The 19,556-nt window shown below is 69.2% G+C and carries 19 protein-coding genes, 2 tRNA genes and 1 pseudogene; 20 read left to right on the top strand and 2 right to left on the bottom strand.

All coding sequences use genetic code 11. From position 1 onward, the window contains the following. Positions 1–116: pseudogene (locus P2PM1_RS25405) on the top strand (IS110 family transposase); the annotation flags it as partial. A gap of 299 nt (positions 117–415) precedes the next feature. On the opposite strand, the gene xth reads toward P2PM1_RS25405, so the two are convergent. Further along, the gene (xth, locus tag P2PM1_RS08435; RefSeq protein WP_186398790.1) at positions 416–1,207 is read right to left on the bottom strand and encodes an exodeoxyribonuclease III; all 792 of its coding nucleotides are present in this window, start codon (positions 1,205–1,207) and stop codon (positions 416–418) included. Between the two features lie 38 nt (positions 1,208–1,245). Beyond that, positions 1,246–1,626 carry an iron-sulfur cluster assembly accessory protein gene (locus P2PM1_RS08430; RefSeq protein WP_186398789.1) on the bottom strand — a complete coding sequence of 127 codons (381 nt, stop codon included), beginning with the start codon at positions 1,624–1,626 and terminating at the stop codon, positions 1,246–1,248. 261 nt (positions 1,627–1,887) lie between these two features. Between P2PM1_RS08430 and P2PM1_RS08425 the strand changes: the two genes are divergently transcribed. From P2PM1_RS08425 to P2PM1_RS08335, 19 genes are all read left to right on the top strand, one after another. Further along, on the top strand, positions 1,888–3,105 hold the full coding sequence (locus P2PM1_RS08425; protein ID WP_186398788.1) for a deoxyguanosinetriphosphate triphosphohydrolase: 1,218 nt from the start codon (positions 1,888–1,890) through the stop codon (positions 3,103–3,105). Between the two features lie 53 nt (positions 3,106–3,158). Then, positions 3,159–4,925, top strand: a complete 1,767-nt coding sequence (gene argS, locus P2PM1_RS08420) for an arginine--tRNA ligase (protein WP_186389442.1) — start codon at positions 3,159–3,161, stop codon at positions 4,923–4,925. A gap of 60 nt (positions 4,926–4,985) precedes the next feature. Further along, positions 4,986–7,247, top strand: a complete 2,262-nt coding sequence (locus P2PM1_RS08415) for an SPOR domain-containing protein (RefSeq protein WP_186398787.1) — start codon at positions 4,986–4,988, stop codon at positions 7,245–7,247. Positions 7,248–7,383: 136 nt separating this feature from the next. Beyond that, positions 7,384–8,406 carry a beta-N-acetylhexosaminidase gene (gene nagZ, locus P2PM1_RS08410; RefSeq protein WP_186398786.1) on the top strand — a complete coding sequence of 341 codons (1,023 nt, stop codon included), beginning with the start codon at positions 7,384–7,386 and terminating at the stop codon, positions 8,404–8,406. A gap of 27 nt (positions 8,407–8,433) precedes the next feature. Beyond that, on the top strand, positions 8,434–9,303 hold the full coding sequence (locus tag P2PM1_RS08405; RefSeq protein ID WP_186387928.1) for a ScpA family protein: 870 nt from the start codon (positions 8,434–8,436) through the stop codon (positions 9,301–9,303). A gap of 91 nt (positions 9,304–9,394) precedes the next feature. Beyond that, positions 9,395–10,063 (top strand): SMC-Scp complex subunit ScpB, encoded by a 669-nt coding sequence (gene scpB / locus P2PM1_RS08400; RefSeq protein WP_186388033.1) that lies wholly within the window; start codon positions 9,395–9,397, stop codon positions 10,061–10,063. After that, the gene (locus P2PM1_RS08395) at positions 10,047–11,174 is read left to right on the top strand and encodes an ABC transporter ATP-binding protein (protein WP_186398785.1); all 1,128 of its coding nucleotides are present in this window, start codon (positions 10,047–10,049) and stop codon (positions 11,172–11,174) included. Before scpB ends, P2PM1_RS08395 begins: the two co-directional genes overlap by 17 nt. A gap of 88 nt (positions 11,175–11,262) precedes the next feature. Continuing rightward, positions 11,263–11,493, top strand: coding sequence for a twin-arginine translocase TatA/TatE family subunit (locus P2PM1_RS08390; RefSeq protein ID WP_186387930.1), 231 nt, complete (start codon positions 11,263–11,265; stop codon positions 11,491–11,493). 96 nt (positions 11,494–11,589) lie between these two features. Further along, the gene (tatB, locus tag P2PM1_RS08385) at positions 11,590–12,069 is read left to right on the top strand and encodes a Sec-independent protein translocase protein TatB (RefSeq protein WP_186398784.1); all 480 of its coding nucleotides are present in this window, start codon (positions 11,590–11,592) and stop codon (positions 12,067–12,069) included. After that, entirely contained in the window at positions 12,066–12,851 is a 786-nt protein-coding gene (tatC, locus tag P2PM1_RS08380) for a twin-arginine translocase subunit TatC (protein ID WP_186397347.1), read from the top strand. The genes tatB and tatC overlap by 4 nt, the downstream gene beginning before the upstream one ends. 61 nt (positions 12,852–12,912) lie before the next feature. Then, positions 12,913–14,193, top strand: coding sequence for a serine--tRNA ligase (serS, locus tag P2PM1_RS08375; RefSeq protein WP_186398783.1), 1,281 nt, complete (start codon positions 12,913–12,915; stop codon positions 14,191–14,193). Then, the gene (gene surE / locus P2PM1_RS08370) at positions 14,193–14,954 is read left to right on the top strand and encodes a 5'/3'-nucleotidase SurE (RefSeq protein WP_186387934.1); all 762 of its coding nucleotides are present in this window, start codon (positions 14,193–14,195) and stop codon (positions 14,952–14,954) included. The genes serS and surE overlap by 1 nt, the downstream gene beginning before the upstream one ends. A 50-nt stretch (positions 14,955–15,004) precedes the next feature. Further along, positions 15,005–15,727, top strand: a complete 723-nt coding sequence (locus P2PM1_RS08365; protein ID WP_186397344.1) for a protein-L-isoaspartate(D-aspartate) O-methyltransferase — start codon at positions 15,005–15,007, stop codon at positions 15,725–15,727. Positions 15,728–15,936: 209 nt separating this feature from the next. Then, complete coding sequence (locus P2PM1_RS08360) at positions 15,937–17,166, top strand: M23 family metallopeptidase (RefSeq protein ID WP_208985220.1); 1,230 nt, start codon at positions 15,937–15,939, stop codon at positions 17,164–17,166. A gap of 214 nt (positions 17,167–17,380) precedes the next feature. Further along, a tRNA-Asp gene (locus P2PM1_RS08355) sits at positions 17,381–17,457 on the top strand. A 44-nt stretch (positions 17,458–17,501) separates the two neighbouring features. Next, positions 17,502–17,578: transfer RNA gene (locus P2PM1_RS08350), tRNA-Asp, on the top strand. Between the two features lie 366 nt (positions 17,579–17,944). Next, a complete protein-coding gene (locus P2PM1_RS08345; protein WP_186397342.1) occupies positions 17,945–18,310 on the top strand; it encodes an NADH-quinone oxidoreductase subunit A in 366 nt (121 codons plus the stop codon). Next, the gene (locus P2PM1_RS08340; protein WP_186398782.1) at positions 18,301–18,879 is read left to right on the top strand and encodes an NADH-quinone oxidoreductase subunit B family protein; all 579 of its coding nucleotides are present in this window, start codon (positions 18,301–18,303) and stop codon (positions 18,877–18,879) included. The genes P2PM1_RS08345 and P2PM1_RS08340 overlap by 10 nt, the downstream gene beginning before the upstream one ends. A 65-nt stretch (positions 18,880–18,944) precedes the next feature. After that, the gene (locus P2PM1_RS08335; RefSeq protein WP_371515088.1) at positions 18,945–19,550 is read left to right on the top strand and encodes an NADH-quinone oxidoreductase subunit C; all 606 of its coding nucleotides are present in this window, start codon (positions 18,945–18,947) and stop codon (positions 19,548–19,550) included. Positions 19,551–19,556: the final 6 nt, after the last annotated feature.

Raw genomic sequence — 19,556 nt, 5'->3', positions numbered from 1 at the left:
ATCAACGGCTTGTCCAGAACGGAAAGAAGCCAATCGTCGCCATCGCCGCTCTCATGAGAAAGATCGTCGTCATCCTCAATGCAAGGCTCAGAGATCAGATCCAACAACAGAGTTGATGACGGCCGAGGGGATGTGAGGTCATGCCTTCCTCTCAGGACGTCATCCCGGCCGCAGGCGAAGCCGGAGAGCCGGGAACCATTGGCACCCTCAGCGGAGGTTGGTTGCACAGACCTTTCCCCGCGTCTTCCCGGACGAGGCTGAAGGCCGAAGATCCGGGACCGGAGAGCCACCGCGGTCGTGGGGGCGTTCGGGAGTGCCTTCGTGAGGCCCTCGGCTCTCCGGTCCCGGGTCGCGGCTTCGCCTTGCCCGGGATGACGAAAGGAGGGGCGGAACGGGGAGGAAAGGCGGCGCGCCCTCAGGCGGCGAGGCGGACCCAGACGGGGACGTGGTCGGAGGGCTTTTCCCAGGCGCGGACATGGGCATCGATGCCGGCGCCCTCGAAACTGTCGGTCGCCTCCGGCGACATCAGCACATGGTCGATGCGGATGCCGTTGTTCTTCTGCCAGGCGCCGGCCTGATAATCCCAGAAAGTGTAGACATCCGCGTCGGTGTTGACCGCGCGCACCGCCTCGGTGAAGCCGAGCGCGACAAGCGCGCGGAAGGCCGAGCGGCTTTCCGGCTGGAACAGCGCATCGTCCACCCAGTTCTGCGGATTGCGCGCGTCGATCGGCTGCGGGATGACGTTGTAGTCGCCGAGCAGCAGGAAACGCTCCTCGTCGGCGAGGCGCGCGCGGGCATGGGCGATCAGCCGCTGCATCCAGGCGAGCTTGTAGGGAAACTTTTCCGTGCCGAGCGGATTGCCGTTCGGCAGGTAGAGACAGCCGACGCGCAAGGGGCGGGCGGTGCTGCCCTCCGTCCCGATCCGCGCCTCGATGTAGCGGGCCTGCTCGTCGCCGTCGTCGCCGGGAAGGCCGCGCAGGACCTCGCTCACCGGCGTTCGCGAGAGAATGGCGACGCCGTTGAAGCCCTTCTGGCCGTGGGTCTCGACATGATAGCCGAGCGCCTCGAAGGCCTCGCGCGGGAAGCCCTCGTCGACCGACTTGATCTCCTGCAGGCAGGCGACATCGGGCGCCGCCTCGCGCAGCCAGGCAAGCGCCGCGTCGAGGCGCGCCTTGACGCCGTTGATGTTCCAGGTGGCGATTTTCAACGGCGTTGTCCCGTAATGCGCGGCGAAAAGGATCGCCGTCAGATGGCGAAGCTGGTGCCGCAGCCGCAGCCGGCGGTGGCGAGCGGATTGCGGATCTGGAAGGACTGGCCCATCAGGTCGTCGACGAAATCGATGACCGCGCCTTCCATGTATTGCAGCGAGACGGGATCGATGAGGACGCTGGCCCCGTCGCGGGCAAGGACGATGTCGCCCTCTTCCTGCCCGGTGACCAGGTCATACCTGTACTGGAAGCCGGAGCAGCCGCCGCCCTCGACCGAGATGCGCAGGCTGGTGCCCGCCGGCTCGGAAGCGAGGATGCGGGCGATGCGGCGCACGGCGGCGTCGCTCAGCTCCACGCCCTGGGCTGTAGGGGCCTGTGTCGTCGCGTCCTGATGCGCTGAAGCAATGTGATCGGCCATGGTCGTCACTCTCTTTCTGCCGCCGCGACGGATCGCTTGCTGCGCCGTCGCCGCGGTGCCGCCGGGCGGCGGCTGGCGGGCCTGAGGCGAAATTTCCGCCGCTCGCTCGCATGCCGCCCTGTGCAAGGGGTTACCGAATAGGTATGAACAGCGCGAGCATGCGTCAACAGTCTCGCATGGATGGCGCGGCAGCGCGAGCCCGCGCCGGACACCGGCCAGACCGCGGGCGGCACGCGCGAGCGCAACGACCAGGGAGCCCCCATGACCGCACCGCTTGGCTATGGAGCCCAGCCGCGCGCGCCCTACGCCACGGACCCGGAGCACAGCGTCGGCCGGCTCGTGCCCGAGCCGGAAAGCCCGACGCGCACGCCGTTCCAGCGCGACCGCGACCGGATCATCCATTCGACCGCGTTCCGGCGGCTGAAGCACAAGACGCAGGTCTTCGTCTATCACGAGGGCGACCACTTCCGCACCCGGCTGACGCATACGATCGAGGTGTCGCAGATCGCCCGCTCGCTGGCGCGCGCGCTCAGGCTCGACGAGGATCTCGCCGAATGCCTGGCGCTGGCGCATGACCTCGGCCACACGCCCTTCGGCCATGAGGGCGAGGACGTGATGGACGCCTGCATGGCGCCCTATGGCGGCTTCGACCACAATGCCCAGTCCCTGCGGATCGTGACGCTGCTGGAGCGGCGCTACGCGGAGTTCGACGGGCTGAACCTGTCGTGGGAGACGCTGGAAGGCCTCGTCAAGCACAACGGCCCGCTGACGGGCGCCGACGGCACGCCGCTCGGCAAGTTCGCCAAGACCGGGCTGCCCTTCGCGATCGCTCAGCACGCGCTGAAGCAGGATCTGCGGCTCGACACCTGGCCGAGCGCGGAGGCGCAGGCCGCGGCGATCGCCGACGACATCGCCTATGACGCGCATGATCTCGACGACGGATTGCGCGCCGGGCTGCTGTCGCTGGACCAACTCGGCGAGGTGCCGTTCTTCGCCGACATCCTGGCCGAGGTCGACGCGCGCTATCCGGGACTGGAGGAGGCGCGGCGCATCCACGAGATCGTCCGCCGCTCGATCACCCGGATGGTGGAGGATGTGATCGGCGAGGCGGTGCGGCGGCTGGAGCGGCTCGCCCCGCACAGCGTCGAGGACATCCGCGCGGCGGGCGCACCGGTGGTGACCTTCTCGGACGCGATGGCGGCGCGGGAGAGCGAGGTGAAGGCGTTCCTCTTCGCGAATCTCTACCGGCACGAATCCGTGCTGGCCGTGCGCCGGGAGGTGGCGGCGGTGGTGCGCGAGCTCTTCGCCGGCTATATGGCGGACCCTCAGCGGATGCCGGAGGAGTGGCGCCGCGGCCTCGATGCGGCCGACGAGGCGCGGCGGGCGCGCAGGGTCTGCGACTTCATCGCCGGCATGACCGACCGTTTCGCCATCGAGGAACATCTGCGGCTGTTTGACCGCACACCCGATTTGCGATAGGTCGCCGCCGTCCGTTCCGCGCCACTTGCCAGACGTTCAACCGAAAGACCGACATGAACATCTTCAGCCATTATGCCGACCTGGTCCGGGCGGCGATCCGCGAGCTGCATCCGGGAGACGAGGTGAGCGCCGAACTGCTGCAGCGCTGCGTCGTCGAGCCGCCGCGCGACAGCGCCCACGGGGATCTTGCCACCAACGCCGCGATGGTGCTGGCCAAGCCGCTGAAGGTCAATCCGCGCGCGCTCGCCGAGCAACTGGCCGCGCGGCTGGCGGAGAACGACGACATCGCCAGCGCCGAGGTGGCGGGGCCGGGCTTCATCAACCTGCGGCTCACCGAGGGCGTGTGGGCGAAGGTGGTGGCGGCGATCCTGGCGGCGGGCACCGACTACGGCCGCTCGCAGATGGGCGGCGGGCTGAAGGTCAATGTCGAATACGTCTCGGCCAACCCGACCGGGCCGATGCATGTGGGCCATTGCCGCGGCGCGGTGGTGGGCGATGCGCTGGCCTCGCTGCTCGATTTCGCCGGTTATGACGTCACCCGCGAATATTACATCAACGATGCCGGCTCGCAGGTCGACACGCTGGCGAATTCCGCCTTCCTGCGCTACCGCGAGGCGCTCGGCGAGGACATCGGCGCGATCCCCGAAGGGCTCTATCCGGGCGACTATCTGGTGCCGGTCGGGCGCAGGCTCGCCGAACAGTATGGCGACGCCCTGCTGGCGATGGCGGAGGACGCGCGGCTGGCGCTGGTCAAGGAAGCCACCATCGCCGCGATGATGGAGCTGATCCGCGAGGATCTGGCGCTGCTCAACGTGCATCACGAGGAGTTCTTCTCCGAGCGCTCGCTGCATGCGCGCGAGGGCGGCAATGGCTCGCAGATCGACCGGATGCTGGACGAATTGCGCGCGCGCGACCTCGTCTACGAGGGCACGCTGCCGCCGCCGAAGGGGCAATTGCCGGAGGACTGGGAGGACCGCGAGCAGACGCTGTTCCGCGCCACCGCCTATGGCGACGACATCGACCGGCCGCTGAAGAAGTCGGACGGGTCCTACACGTATTTCGCGGCGGACGTGGCGTATTTCCTGTCGAAATACCAGCGCGGCTTCAAGGAGATGATCTTCATCCTGGGTGCCGACCACGGCGGCTATGTCAAGCGGCTGGAGGCGGTCGGCCGGGCGATCTCGCAGGGCGAGGCGAAGGTGATCGTGCGGCTGTGCCAGCTCGTGAAGCTCTATCGCGGCGGCGAGCAGGTGACCATGTCGAAGCGCTCCGGCGAGTTCGTGACGCTGCGCGACGTGGTGGAAGAGGTGGGCCGCGACCCGGTGCGCTTCATGATGCTCTACCGCAAGAACGACGCGCCGCTCGACTTCGACTTCCAGAAGGTGACCGAACAGTCGAAGGACAATCCCGTCTTCTACGTGCAGTATGGGCACGCCCGCTGCCGCTCGGTGCTGCGCCAGGCCGGCGAGGAGTTCGGCGCAGACGCGGTTTCGCCGCAAGCCCTTGGAAAGGCGGACTTCTCGCGGCTGACCGATTCGGGCGAGCGGGACATCGCCGCCAAGCTGGCCGCCTGGCCGCGGCTGGTGGAAAGCGCAGCGGAAGCACACGAGCCGCACAGGGTGTCGTTCTACCTGCACGAACTGGCGAGCGCCCTGCATTCGCAATGGAATAAAGGCAAGGATTCGCCGCAATTACGTTTTATTAACGCTGAAGATCGACAAACAACACTGGCCCGCCTGGGTCTCGTACATGCGATCTCCCTCGTTCTTGCCTCCGGCCTTGGCATTCTCGGCGTGGCGGCTCCGGAGGAGATGCGATAGGGCGGGATGGATCGCCGGTGCGCGAGGCGCGCCGCAGTCAGCGGAGAAGTCCCTAGCACCATGTCCAGTCGCTCGAACTATCCGGTCCAGGGCCAGCGCGGCGATCGCTACACGTCCGATCAAGGCCAGTCCGGGCAGGGCGCCGGGTTCGAGGAGGATCCGCTCGTCGAACTCGCCCGCATCGTCAGCGAGGGCAATGCCCGCTATCGCCCGGTCGCCCTCGGCACCGAAGGGGACGCGCCGCAGGGCAACTATGACGCCTCCCGCGACCTGGTCGACCACGAGGCGTGGGCGCGCGAGCTCGAGGCCGGGCTGTCCAGCGATTTCGGCACCTACGCACCCGAGCCCCAGGCTTTCGAGACCCCTGTTTCCGAAAGCCATGCTCTGGAGAGCCATGCGCGGGGCGGCGCGGCGGACCATGCCGACGACAGCTATCCGCAGGACCAGCGCGATCTCGACGCGCTGGAGCCGCAGCCCTTGGTGGACGAGGTCTATGCGGACCGGGCCCTGGAGGACGAGGGCCTCGCCTATGGGCACCGGCCGGCCGATCATGGCGATGCTGCCTATGCGGACGACGCCTATGCCGAAGACGCCTATGCCGAGGAGGCCTACGCGGAAGAGGCCTATGCCGAGGCGGCCGTCGAGGCGGCCGACCCTTACGCGCCGCGCCAGGCCGGCGGCTACGACGCACAGGACTCTTATGACGACGAGGACGTGCTGGCGGACGAGGCGGCCTATGATGCAGCCTATTATGCCGAGCCGGCCGTGCCCGCCCGCGCCTCTGGCTCCCTCACCGACGATCTGACCGCCTCGCTGGAAGACGAATTGCTCGGCGCCTTGGGCGCGCCGCGCGCCGCCGAGCCCGGCTGGGACGGGGAAGTGGTCGAGGACGAGGCACAGCAGGACGCCTACGATCTGGGTGAGGACGACCTGCTCGCCGAGGAGTTCATTGCCGAGGACGAGGATCTGGCGGCGGACGGCCGTTACGACGACGCCGGCGGCTATGGCGCGTCGGCTCGCTACCGCGATGCCTTCGATGAGGCTGTCGACGATATTTTCGCGGCCGAGGCGGAAGCCCCGCCGCCGCCGGGCGGCTACGATCTCGACGAGGTCGCGCAGGCGATGCGCGAGGGCAACCCTCATCTTGGCGGCCATGGCGTGCTGCCGCCGCATTCGCAGCTCGAGATGGAGGCGGCCGAGCCGGCGCCGAAGTCGAAGCGCGGGCTCTATGTCGCGGCCGCCGTGCTCGGCGTCGTGGTGCTGGGCGGCGGCGTCTTCGCGCTGACCAATATCGGCGGCGGCGAGAGTTCCGGTCCGCCGCCGGTGATCACCGCCGAGGGCGAGGACCTGAAGGTTTATCCCGACAATCAGGCGCCGGCCGCCAACGGCCAGAGCAAGCTGATCTACGACCGCGTCGGCTCGGACGGCGAGGAACGGCTGGTCCTGCAGGAGGAGGAGGCTCCGGTCGCCACCCTGCCGCCGGCGCCGCTTCCCGAGGCGAACGAGAGCGAACGCGCCGCCGGCACGCCGGCCGGGCCGCGCCGGGTCCGCACCGTGGTGGTGCGCCCTGACGGGACGATCATTTCCACCGACGAGCCGGCCGGCGCGCCGGCCCAGCAGGCCCCCGCCGCGACCGCCGATGCCGACGGCGTGCGCCAGGTGGCGACGACGCCGATCACCGGCGGCGGCGTCGGGGATCTGGATGCGGCGGATGCCAGCCAGTTGGCGCCGCCTTCCGATCCGGCCGGGCAGCCGGCGACGGAGACGGCCACCGGACCCGCCGAGGCACAGCCGCTGGGCACGCCGGCTGCAGCCGGCACCGATCCGGCCGGCCCCAACGTGCCGCGCACCAAGCCGGGCGATATCGACACGCTGGCCGCCAATGCGGCGCCCGCACGCCAGGCCGAGCCCGCCCGCAGCCCGCAGGCGCCGCTGGACCTGACGGCGCAGGCCCCGCGCGTGCCGACCACGCCGGCGCCCGCCCAGCCGCAGCCGGCGGCAACGCAGGCCCCCGCGACGCAGGCCCCCGCGACACAGGCCTCCGCGCCGGCGGCGAGCGGCGGCACGATCCCGGCCGGCACCTATATCGTCCAGGTCTCGTCGCAGCGGACCCGGGAACAGGCGCAGACCGCCTTCAACGACCTGCAGCGGCGCTACGGCTCCGTGCTCGGCGGCGTCTCGCCGGTGATCGAGCAGGCCGATCTCGGCGACCGCGGCACCTTCTACCGGGTGCGCATCCCGACCTCGTCGCGCGACGACGCCATCTCGCTGTGCGAGCGGCTGAAATCGGCCGGCGGCGACTGTTTCGTGCGCCGCAACTGACGGAACGCGCCCCGTAGCGAGGCCAGACATGCAAGCGGGCGGACCGGGGAACGGCCCGCCCGTTTTCGCGAGCCCAAGCCTTCCACCCCATGACCGGCGCCTTGAGGCGGCCGGACGACAACGGGATTTCCAGCCGATGACCAAGGCCTTCATCACCGGATGCGCCGGCCAGGGCTTAAGCGAGGAGGAGCGGGCGTTCCTGGCCCGCGAGCAGCCCTGGGGCCTGATCCTGTTCGGCCGCAACTGTCACTCGGCCGAGCAGATCGCCGCGCTGTGCGCGGATTTCCGCAAGTGCGTCGGGCGGGCCGACGCGCCGGTGCTGATCGACCAGGAAGGCGGGCGTGTGCGCCGGCTGCGCCCGCCGCTGGTCGGTGACTATCCGGCCGGCGCGGTCTATGGGCAACTGCTCGCCCGCGACCGCGAGGCGGGCCTCAGGGCCGCGTTCCTGGGCGGCCGGCTGATCGGCGACGACCTGATCGGCATGGGCATCACCGTCGACTGCGCGCCGATCCTCGACGTGCCGGTTGCGGAAACCAGCCAGGCGATCGGCGACCGCGCCTATGCCGCCCACCCGGACGACGTCGCGGCGCTCGGCCGCGCCTTTGCCGACGGGCTGCTCGCCGCCGGCGTGCTGCCGGTGATCAAGCACATGCCCGGTCACGGCCGGGCGAGCGTCGACAGCCATTACGAATTGCCGGTGGTGGAGGCGGGGCTGGCTGAACTGGAGGCCGCGGACTTCGCGCCGTTCCGGGCGCTGGCCGACCTGCCGCTCGGCATGACCGCGCATGTGATCTTCACCGCCGTCGATCCCGAGCGCCCGGCGACCCAGTCGGCGCCGGTGATCGAGCGGATCATTCGCGGGACCATCGGCTTCGACGGGCTCCTGATGAGCGACGATCTGTCGATGAAGGCGCTCGGCGGCGAGGTGGGCGAGCGGGTGCGGCGGCTGTTCGCCGCCGGCTGCGACATGGCGCTCCACTGCAATGGCGAGATGGCCGAGATGACGGCGGTGGCCGATGCCAGCCCGGAATTGACCGGCGAGCCCCTGCGGCGGGCGCAGGCGGCGCTGCGGGCAAGGCCGCAGCCGGCGCCGCTCGACCGGCGGGCAGCGCGCGCCGAATTCGACGCCTTGCTGGCGGAGGCGCGCGCTGTGTCCTAAAAGGTTGGAAACCGATTGGGGGCAGGGGTGCAGGACACCTTTTTCGAGGATCCGGATCCGGCAAGCGTCGCGGCAGACCGCGCGTTGAGCGATCCGGCGCTGGTGGTGGATGTCGACGGCTTCGAAGGGCCGCTCGACCTGCTGCTGACGCTCGCCCGCAAGCAGAAGGTCGATCTCGCCCGCATCTCGATCCTGGCCTTGGTCGAGCAATATCTGGACTTCGTCGCCGAGGCGCGGCGGCTGCGGCTGGAACTGGCGGCCGACTATCTGGTGATGGCGGCCTGGCTCGCCTATCTCAAGTCGCGCCTGCTGATCCCCGAGCAGAAGCACGAGGACCAGCTTTCGGGCGAGGAGATGGCGGCCGCGCTCGCCTTCCGCCTGCGCCGGCTGGAGGCGATGCGCCAGGCGGCGGCAAAGCTGATGAACCGCAACCGGCTGGGGCGGGACATCTTCGCCCGCGGCCTGCCCGAGGCGGTGTCGATTTCCCGGCGCGGCGCCTGGTCGGCGACGCTCTACGACCTGCTGACCGCCTATGCGGCGCAGCGCCAGCGCACCTCGGTCACCTCCGTTCAGGTGCTCCGCCGCACCGTCTGGTCGCTGCAGGAGGCCCGCGACCTGCTGACACGGATTGTCGGATTGCATATGGACTGGGTGCCGCTGGACGCCTATCTGTCAAGATACATGGGTGACGGCAGCCAGGCGAGCACGGTGCTGGCCAGCACCTTTTCGGCAAGTCTCGAACTCGTGCGCGAGGGCGAGCTGGAATTGCGCCAGGCAGAGCCCTTCGCCCCGCTCTACCTGCGGCGCCGGCCCGATCCGGGCGACCGCGAGCCAGGCTACCGGGAACCGGGAGACGGCGGGGCGGCGGCCGGCGAGGGCGGAGAGAACGAGGCGTGACGTGACGAGCGGCCGGGAGCAGGCAGCACAGGGCGAGAGCGCATTGCTGGCGGGGGAGGGCGGCGCGCTGCCGCTCGGCGACCTGCAGGCGATGCCGGATCCCTCGCCCGACAGCGGACTGCGCATGGTGGAGGCCCTGCTCTTCGCCTCGCGCGACCTGCTCAGCGTCGAGGAGATCGCGGCAAGGTTGCCGCTAGGTGCCAATGTTCCCGCGCTGATAGAGGTGCTGCGCCGCGCCTATGCCACGCGCGGCGTGAATGTTGTGGAAATCGGCGGCAAGTTCGGCTTTCGCACGGCGGAGGATCTCGCCTATCTGCTGTCGCGCGAGCAGGTGGAAGAGCGCAAGCTCTCCCGCGCGGCGCTGGAGACGCTCGCCATCATCGCCTATCACCAGCCGGTGACGCGGGCGGAGATCGAGGAGATCCGGGGCGTTTCGACCTCCAAGGGCACGCTCGACGTGCTGCTGGAAACCGGCTGGATCCGCATGCGCGGGCGGCGCCGGACGCCGGGACGGCCCGTGACCTATGGCACCACGGAGGCCTTCCTGGAGCATTTCATGCTGACATCGGTCGGCGATCTGCCGGGGCTGGAGGAGCTGAAGGGATCCGGCCTGCTCGACAGCGCCGTGCCGGCCAGTTTCCTCGTGCCGGTGCCCGACGATTCCTCCGACCTGCGCGAGGAGGAAGACCCGATCGACGAGAACGAACTGTTCGACCTGATCCGACAGGAGGATGACCCGACAGATGACCGCAACGGCTAAAGCCCTTCCCGCCGAGACCCCGGCACCGCGCTGGGGCACCCGTGGCACCGCCGGCGCGACGATCGCCGCGCGGCTCGCCTTCGAGGCGGTGAGCCACGCCTATGGCCATCTGGCCGCGGTGCGCTCGGTGTCGCTGACGGTGGAGCCGGGCGAGGTGCTGTGCCTGCTCGGCCATTCCGGCTGCGGCAAGACCACCTTGCTGCGGATCGCCGCCGGAGTGGAGCGGCAGTCGGCAGGGCGGGTGCTGATCAACGAGCGGGAAGTGGCGGGGCCGCAGGCGTTCCTGCCGCCGGAGCGGCGCGGCGTCGGCCTGATGTTCCAGGACTATGCGCTGTTTCCGCATCTGACGATCGCCGAGAACGTCGCCTTCGGCCTGACCCATCTGGCACGGGCGGAGGCGCGGCAAACCGCGCTGACGGCGCTGACCAGGGTCGGCCTTGCCGCGCATGCCAACGATTATCCGCATGCGCTGTCGGGCGGCGAGCAGCAGCGCGTGGCGCTGGCGCGGGCGATTGCCCCGCGGCCCGGCGTGCTGCTGATGGACGAGCCGTTCTCCGGCCTCGACCGGCGCCTGCGCGACACGGTGCGCGACGAGACGCTGGCGGTGCTGCGCGAGACGCGGGCGACCTGCGTGATGGTCACCCACGATCCGGAGGAGGCGATGCGCATGGGCGACCGGATCGCCCTGATGCGCAAGGGCCGCCTGGTGCAGGTCGGCAGCGCCGACGACATCTACAACCGGCCGGTCGACATGTTCGCCGCGCGCTTCTTCTCCGAGCTGAACGAGCTGGAGGCAGTCGCCGGCGACAACGAGGTGGAGACCGCCTTCGGCCGCTTCGCCGCGCCCGGCCTTGCCAAGGGCATGGCGGCCGATGTCTGCGTGCGTCCGCAAGGCATTCTGCTGGGCGAGCCGGGCGAGGGCCTGCGCGGGCGCATCACGCGCCGGCGCTTCATCGGCGAGGTGGACCTGGTGGAAGTGGCGGTGGAAGGGCTCGACCTGCCGCTCCACGCCAGGATCCGCGACGGCGGACGCTTCGCCGTCGGCATGGATGTCGGGGTGCGCCTCGATGCGCGCGACGTGATCGCCTTCCCGCGCGAGCGCGCGGAATAGGGCCGAGGGTTCGGTTGCGGTGGCGACCGCTTTGTTGCAATAGTGCCGCGCCGGGGCGCGTGCACCGGAAGACCAGGGAGTTGGGCGTATGGGTATCAGCATTTGGCAGATCCTGATCATCGCGGTGATCGTTGTTCTGCTGTTCGGCCGCGGCAAGATCTCCGAGCTCATGGGCGACGTCGCCAAGGGCATCAAGAGCTTCAAGAAGGGGCTCAACGAGGACGACGAGGCGGAGACCGCCAGCCGCAAGACGATCGATCACAAGGCCGACGAGACCGTGGTCACCAGCAAGTCCGAGGACAAGTCCCAGGCCGGCTGAGCACCAGCGGCACCCGGGGACCGGCCCGCAGTCCGCCCGCAACGGGCGGCGCGCGGACGCGGACACTGACCTTTCGAGCGCGGAAAACGGACCGAGATGTTCGACATCGGCTGGACGGAACTGATTGTTGTCGCGGTCGTCATGATCCTTGTCGTGGGGCCGAAGGACCTGCCGCGCATGCTGCGCACGTTCGGCCAGACGATCGGCAAGGTGCGGCGGATGGCCGGCGAGTTCCAGTCGACCTTCAACGAGGCCTTGCGCGAGGCCGAGCAGCAGGCCGACATCGCCGACATGAAGAAGCAGGTCGAGAAGGCGGCGAATTTCGACCCGCTCGGCGACATCAAGAAGTCCATCGAGGCGGACTTCAAGACGCCGAAACCGGCGCCGAAGAAGCCGGCGGAGACCGCCGCGCCAGCGGTGCCGGCTGCGGAAACCGCCAAGCCGGGAAACGCGGCTTCGGGCGAGGCAGCCTCGGAGAGCGCGCCGGACGCCGCGATGCCGTCCGACAGCGACACGGCCAACACGACGACAGCCAATACGGCGGCGGCCAACACGGCGAGTGACAGGACGGCATGAGCCAGGAAGACATCGACGCCTCCAAGGCGCCGCTCATCGAGCACTTGATCGAACTGCGCAGCCGGCTGCTGAAGTCGGTGGTGGCGACGCTGATCGCGTTCCTCGTGTGCTTCTATTTCGCCAAGGACATCTACAACATCCTCATCATCCCGTATGAGAATGCCGCCGGCCATCCGGTGGAGATGATCTATACCGCGCCGCAGGAGCTGTTCTTCACCCAGTTGAAGCTCGCCTTCTTCGGCGCGCTGTTCGTCGCCTTCCCGGTGATCGCCGGCCAGCTCTACATGTTCGTCGCCCCCGGCCTCTACAAGCACGAGCGCGGCGCCTTCCTGCCCTTCCTGGTGGCGACGCCGATCCTGTTCGCCATCGGCGCCTCGCTGGTGTTCTTCCTGGTGATGCCGCTCGCCATGGGCTTCTTCCTGTCGATGGAGCAGGACGGCTCGGGCGGCACCGCCAAGATCCAGCTCATGGCGCGGGTGAGCGAGTATCTCGGCCTGATCATGACGCTGATCTTCGCCTTCGGCCTGGTGTTCCAGTTGCCGGTGCTGCTGACCCTGCTCGGCCGTGTCGGCCTGGTCAGCGCCGACGGGCTGCGGACCAAGCGCAAGTATGCCATCGTCGTCGCCTTCGTCGCGGCGGCGGTGCTGACCCCGCCGGACCCGATCAGCCAGATCGGCCTTGCACTTCCCACCCTGCTTCTCTACGAAGTGTCCATCATCTGCGTCAGGCTGGTCGAGAAGAAGCGGGCCGAGCGGGAGGCCGCCGCCGAGGCGGAGGCCTGACCCGGGGCCGCGACGGACGATCCGCCATCACGGCGCGCCGGCAGCTATCCCGGGGTTTCTCATGTTCGACATCAAGTGGATCCGCGACAATGCGGCGGCTTTCGACCGCGCCATGGACCGGCGCGGGCTGGAGCCGCAGGCGGCGCGGCTGATCGCCATCGACGACCGGCGGCGGGCGCTCGTCGCCGAGCTGCAGCAGGCGCAGGAGCGGCGCAACGCCGCCTCGCGCGAGATCGGCAAGGCGAAGGCCTCCGGCGACGAGGCCGCCGCCCAGGCGGTGATCGACGAGGTGGCGAGCCTCAAGGCGAAGATCCAGCAGGGCGAGGAGCAGGAGCGGCAGATCGATGCCGAACTGCAGGATGCCCTGTCGGTGCTGCCCAACATGCCGCATGACGACGTGCCGGACGGCAAGGACGAGAGCGACAACGTGGAAGTGCGCCGCGTCGGCACGCCGCGGGCCTTCGACTTCCAGCCGAAAGAGCATTTCGAGATCGCCGGCGCGCTGCCGGGCCTTGCCTTCGAGCGGGCCGCGCGCATCGCCGGCGCGCGCTTCGTGCTGCTGCAGGGCCGGCTTGCCCGGCTGGAGCGGGCGCTCGGCCAGTTCATGATGGACCTGCAGACCGGCGAGCACGGCTATATGGAAGTGTCGCCGCCGCTGCTGGTGCGCGACGAGGCGCTCTACGGCACCTCGCAGCTTCCGAAATTCGCCGAGGACCTGTTCAAGACCACCGACGGGCGCTGGCTGATCCCGACCGCCGAGGTGCCGCTGACCAACATGGTGGCCGGCGAGACGCTGGACGAGGCGGAACTGCCCTTGCGCGTCACCGCGCTGACCCCGTGCTTCCGCTCGGAAGCCGGCTCGGCCGGGCGCGACGTGCGCGGCATGCTGCGCCAGCACCAGTTCTGGAAATGCGAGCTGGTGTCGGTGACCCGCGCGGAAGACTCGCTCGATGAACTGGAGCGGATGACCGGCTGCGCCGAAGAGGTGCTGAAGCGGCTCGGGCTGCCCTACCGGGTGATGGCGCTGTCGGCCGGCGACATGGGCTTCGGCGCGCGCAAGACCTATGACATCGAGGTCTGGCTGCCGGGGCAGGACGCCTATCGCGAGATTTCGAGCTGCTCGGTCTGCGGCGACTTCCAGGCCCGGCGGATGAACGCGCGCTACCGCCCGCAGGGCGAGAAGGGCCTCAAGTTCGTCCACACGCTGAACGGCTCGGGCCTTGCCGTCGGCCGCGCGCTGATCGCCGTGCTCGAAAACTACCAGAACGCCGACGGCAGCATCACGGTGCCCGAGGCGCTACGGCCGTATATGGGCGGCATCGACATGATCGAGGGGCTGTGATGCGTATCCTGCTGACCAATGACGACGGTATCCACGCGGCCGGCTTCGCCGCGCTGGAACAGATCGCCCGGGAGCTGACCGACGACGTGTGGGTGGTGGCGCCGGAGACCGACCAGTCGGGCGTCGCCCATTCGCTGACCCTGCATGATCCGCTGCGCCTGCGGGAAATGGGCGATCGCCGCTACTCCGTGCGCGGCACGCCGACCGACTGCGTCATCATGGGCGTGCGCGAGATCCTGACCGACAAGCGGCCGGACCTGATCCTGTCCGGCGTCAACCGCGGGCAGAACGCGGCCGACGACGTGACCTATTCCGGCACCATTGCCGGCGCCATGGAAGGCACGCTGATGGGCGTGCGCTCCATCGCCCTGTCGCAGGGCGTCGCCTGGGCGAAGGGCGCGCCGGCCGACTATTCCTGCGCTCTTGCTCACGGGCCGGCGCTGATCGACCGGCTGCTGGGCTTCAGCTTCCCGCCAGACACGCTGCTCAACGTCAACTTCCCGGCCTGTCGCGCGGAGGAGGTCGAGGGCATCGAGGTGACCCGCCAGGGCAAGCGCAAGGTCAGCGAACTCGGGGTCGATGCGCGCACCGACGCGCGCGGCGTGCCCTATTACTGGCTCGGCTTCCGCAGCGCCCAGGAGGATCCGCCGCGCGACACCGACCTTTCGGCGATGGCGCACAACCGGATTTCGGTGACGCCGCTGAAGCTGGACTTGACGGCGCACGACCTGCTCGGCGAACTGAAGGACCTGCTCGGCTGACGGCGCATCTCGCGCCCCCCGGCCGGCGATGGCCGAGGGAGGAGAGGCTGGTGAGCGATACGGGAGACGGCCGGGAGAACGGCTGGTCCGCCGATGGCGAGGACCCGCGCAGCGCCGCCGAGCGGCAGGCGGAGGCCGACCGCGAGGCGACCGCCGCGCTGATCCTGCGCCTGCGCTCGCAGGGCATCCGCAACACGCGGCTGCTCTCGGCGATGGAGCGGGTGCCGCGCCGGCTGTTCCTGTCGGCCGAGCTGCAGCGCCACGCGGGCGAGGACACCGCGCTTCCCATCGAATGCGGCCAGACCATCTCGCAGCCGAGCCTCGTCGCGCGGATGACCGATGCGCTGGACGTCCAGCCCGGCCACAAGGTGCTGGAGATCGGCACCGGCTCCGGCTTCCAGGCGGCGATCCTCGGCCTGATGGCGGGCGAGGTGCACAGTATCGAACGCTACCGCACCCTGGTGGACCTCGCGCGCGAGCGGCTGGCCTCGCTGCGCATCGACACGGTGCGGGTGCATCACGGCGACGGCATGGAGGGCCTTGCGGAGCAGGCGCCGTTCGACCGCATCATCGTCACCGCCGCCGGCCCCGAAATCCCCGCCGCGCTGGTCGAGCAACTGGCCGAGGGCGGCAAGCTGATCATGCCGCGCGGACCGAGCGGCAGCATCCAGCGGCTGGTGCTGGCGGAGAAGCAGGGCGGCCGGCTGTCGGAAAAGGTGCTGGCGGACGTGCGCTTCGTGCCGCTGGTCGAAGGGGTCGCCAGCCGGCTGTAATCGCGCTTGGGCGCTGCGAGGGGCGGCAGGGCGCGTGCGAGAGTTCCGGCACAAAACGCAAATTGGTTTACGGCGAAGCTGCGACTTTAAGTCTTTATCAACGTTACCGGCATTTAATCGACATCATGAACTCAGGTGTCTTCAGTCCGAGTAGCGCCATGACAATGCAGGTTCTTCGCCCCAGATCCCGACTGCTTGCGCAGACTGCCGTGGTGCTCGTGCTTGCCGCGCTCGCGGGAGCCTGCAGCGGCGGCGTCGAGCGGTTCGCGGAGCCGATCTTCACCGGCAATACCGACAATCAGCGCGCGATGCTGGGCAGCAAATCCCAGCCGAGCTACGACAGCGTGGTGGCCGGTCCCAGCCAGAGCGCCAGCGCGGTGCAGCGGTCGACGCTGCCGCCGCCGCCAGGCGCCAACCAGCAGGTCTCGACCGGCTCGATCACTCCGATGCGCAGCACGGCCCCGGCGCCCGCGCAGGCCTCGTTGCCGGCCAGCGCCACGGCGGCGCCGGACGGCGCGCCGGTGCGCACGGTGCGCGGCTGGACGACGGCGGGCGCCACCCAGGTGACGGCCCGCCAGGGCGATACGGTCTCCGGCCTGTCGCGGCGCTACGGCATTCCCCAGAACGTGCTGGCCGACATCAACGGCGTCGGGCCGAACGACGGTTTCGCCGCCGGCCAGCGGGTGACCATCCCGACCTATGTGCACGGCGCCCCGAATGTCGCGGCCGCCGCCCCGGCGCAGCCGACGCGCCTGCCGGCGGCCGGCGGCTCGCCGGGCGTCACCGGATCGATTTCCGGCAACGGCACGCTTGCCAGTGCGCCGCGGCCGCAGGCAAAGCCCGGCGCACGGGTCGCCGCCGCGACCTCGGTGCAGCCTGGCAAGGCCAGTGGCAGCCAGCCCAAGAGCAAGCCCTCCGCCCTGTCCAGCCGGCCGACCCAGCCGGTCGCCGCCGCGCCGACGACGCCGGTCACCCCGGCGGTCGCCCGCAGCGAACCGGCTCCGGTGGCGCCGGTCGCGGTCACCCAGGACAGCGAGCCGGCGCCGGCCGCCAATGGCGAGCGGCGGTTCCGCTGGCCGGCGCGGGGGCGGATCATCTCCGAGTTCGGCCCGAAGCCGGGCGGGGCGCATAATGACGGCATCAACCTGGCCCTGCCGGAGGGCACCGAGATCAAATCGGTGGAAAACGGCACGGTGATCTACTCGGGCAACGAGCTGAAAGGCTTCGGCAACCTGGTGCTGATCCGTCACGACGACGGCTGGGTCTCCGCCTATGCCCATAACAGCGCGCTGCTGGTGAAGCGGGGCGACAGCGTCCAGCGCGGCCAGACCATCGCCCGGGCCGGGTCCACCGGATCGGTCAGCCAGCCGCAGCTCCACTTCGAGCTGCGCCGGGGCAACAAGCCGGTCGACCCGATGAAGTATCTCGCGAGCCTGTAACGGTTTTCGCCCGCCGGTCACGCGCGGAGCGCGACGGAACGCTGCAACGGACGCGCCTTGCCGGGCGCGTCCGTTTCGTTTTCCACAAGCGGGGAGGGCGCGGGCCAAGCCACTTCGCACAATCGTCACATGCGGGGCCGCTTGCGCTTGACTTGGCGCGCGGGGCGCCGTACATCACCGCCACTCCCGGCGGCCAAGCGTCGCCAAGAGGTGAGCGGGTGTAGCTCAGTTGGTTAGAGTGCCGGCCTGTCACGCCGGAGGTCGCGGGTTCGAGCCCCGTCACTCGCGCCACTCACCTTTTACGGGAGCCTTTCGCAGCACTGCGAAGCGGGCGAGCGGGTGTAGCTCAGTTGGTTAGAGTGCCGGCCTGTCACGCCGGAGGTCGCGGGTTCGAGCCCCGTCACTCGCGCCACTCGCCCCTTTTTCTTCCAGACCCTGTTGTGTGCGGCATGCCGGCGCATCCCTGCGCGGCGCTGGCGGCTGCCGCCGCCGGGCGGCCGGCCCGCCGATCCGCCGCCGGGATGTCGGCCGGGCACCGCCCGTCGACGCAGGAGCCTTTCGCGCCCGAAAAAAACCGCTTTCGATTACACCGTCGTCGGACTTGCGTTGCGATTGAGCGTGGGCTAAGCGTGCCCCATGGGCACAGGCGGGAGCGTGCCTCCACGCGCATCCGCCGCAATCGCCGGGAGAGGGACCGGCTGCGCGTCGCGCGGCCGGGAATGTCGCAGGCAGCGCAGGCTGTCGCGGCGCAAAAGGCCCGGCGGAAGGACATTAGGACATGGAAGAGCTCCTGAGAGATTACGTTCCGATCCTCGTCTTCATCGGGGTTGCGCTCGTCATCGGCCTCGCGCTTTTGATTTCGCCGTTCCTGCTCGCCTACAAGAATCCCGATTCGGAAAAGCTGTCGGCCTACGAGTGCGGCTTCAACGCCTTCGACGACGCGCGCATGAAGTTCGACATCCGCTTCTATCTGGTCGCGCTGCTGTTCATCATCTTCGATCTCGAAGTGGCGTTCCTGTTCCCCTGGGCGGTCGCGTTCGGCGATCTCGGCTGGTACGGCTTCTGGTCGATGATGGCCTTCCTCGGCGTGCTGACCGTCGGCTTCATCTACGAATGGAAGAAGGGGGCCCTGGAATGGGACTGACCTCGCAGCAGCCGCTCATCGCCCAGGCCCCGAAGGGCGTCCTGGACCCGGCCACCGGCAAGCCTGTCGGGGCGAGCGATCCGTTCTTCATGGAGATCAACGACGAACTGGCCGACAAGGGCTTCGTCGTCACCGCCACCGACAATCTGATCCAGTGGGCGCGCACCGGCTCGCTGATGTGGATGACCTTCGGTCTCGCCTGCTGCGCGGTCGAGATGATGCAGATGTCGATGCCGCGCTATGACGCCGAGCGCTTCGGCTTCGCGCCGCGCGCCTCGCCGCGCCAGTCGGACGTGATGATCGTCGCCGGCACGCTGACCAACAAGATGGCTCCGGCCCTGCGCAAGGTCTATGACCAGATGCCGGAGCCGCGCTATGTCATTTCCATGGGCTCCTGCGCCAATGGCGGCGGCTATTACCACTACTCCTATTCGGTGGTGCGCGGCTGCGACCGGGTGGTGCCGGTCGACATCTATGTTCCCGGCTGTCCCCCGACCGCCGAGGCGCTGCTCTACGGCGTTCTTCTGCTGCAGAAGAAGATCCGCCGCACCGGAACGATCGAACGCTGAACGCCGCCAGCGGAGCGCCGGCCCGGCCGGCGCGCCTCCCGCAAGCGACTAGACGGGTCAGGATCATGGACGAGACGCTCGCCGAGCTTGGCGAACACATTCAGGCGCATCTGGGCGATGCCCTCGACGGCTACAAGGTCGCGTATGGGGAGCTGACGCTCGTCGCGCGGGCTTCCGAGATCGTCCAGGTGGTGCGGTTCCTGCGCGACGATTCCAGTTGCCAGTTCGTCAACCTGACGGACCTGTGCGGCGTCGATTGGCCGAAGCGGGACAACCGCTTCGACGTGGTCTACCACTTCCTGTCGCCGAAGCAGAACCTGCGCATCCGCGTCAAGGTGATGGCCGACGAGGAGACGCCGGTGCCCTCCATCGTCGACGTGTTCCCCGGCGCGGAATGGTTCGAGCGCGAGGCCTATGACATGTATGGCGTGCTGTTCTCCGGCCATCCGGACCTGCGCCGCATCCTGACCGACTACGGCTTCGACGGCCATCCGCTGCGCAAGGATTTCCCGCTGACGGGCTATGTCGAGGTTCGCTACGACGACGAGAAGAAGCGGGTGGTGTACGAGCCGGTGCGGCTCACCCAGGAATTCCGCGACTTCGACTTCATGTCGCCTTGGGAGGGTGCGGACTACATCCTGCCCGGCGACGAAAAAGCCAAGACCAATTGAGGCAGC

The organism is Stappia sp. P2PMeth1, assembly GCF_900185735.1.
GTDB lineage: Bacteria > Pseudomonadota > Alphaproteobacteria > Rhizobiales > Stappiaceae > Stappia.
The sequence above is the reverse complement of the archived record's forward strand: the minus strand, read 5'-3'. Positions and strand labels throughout refer to the sequence as shown.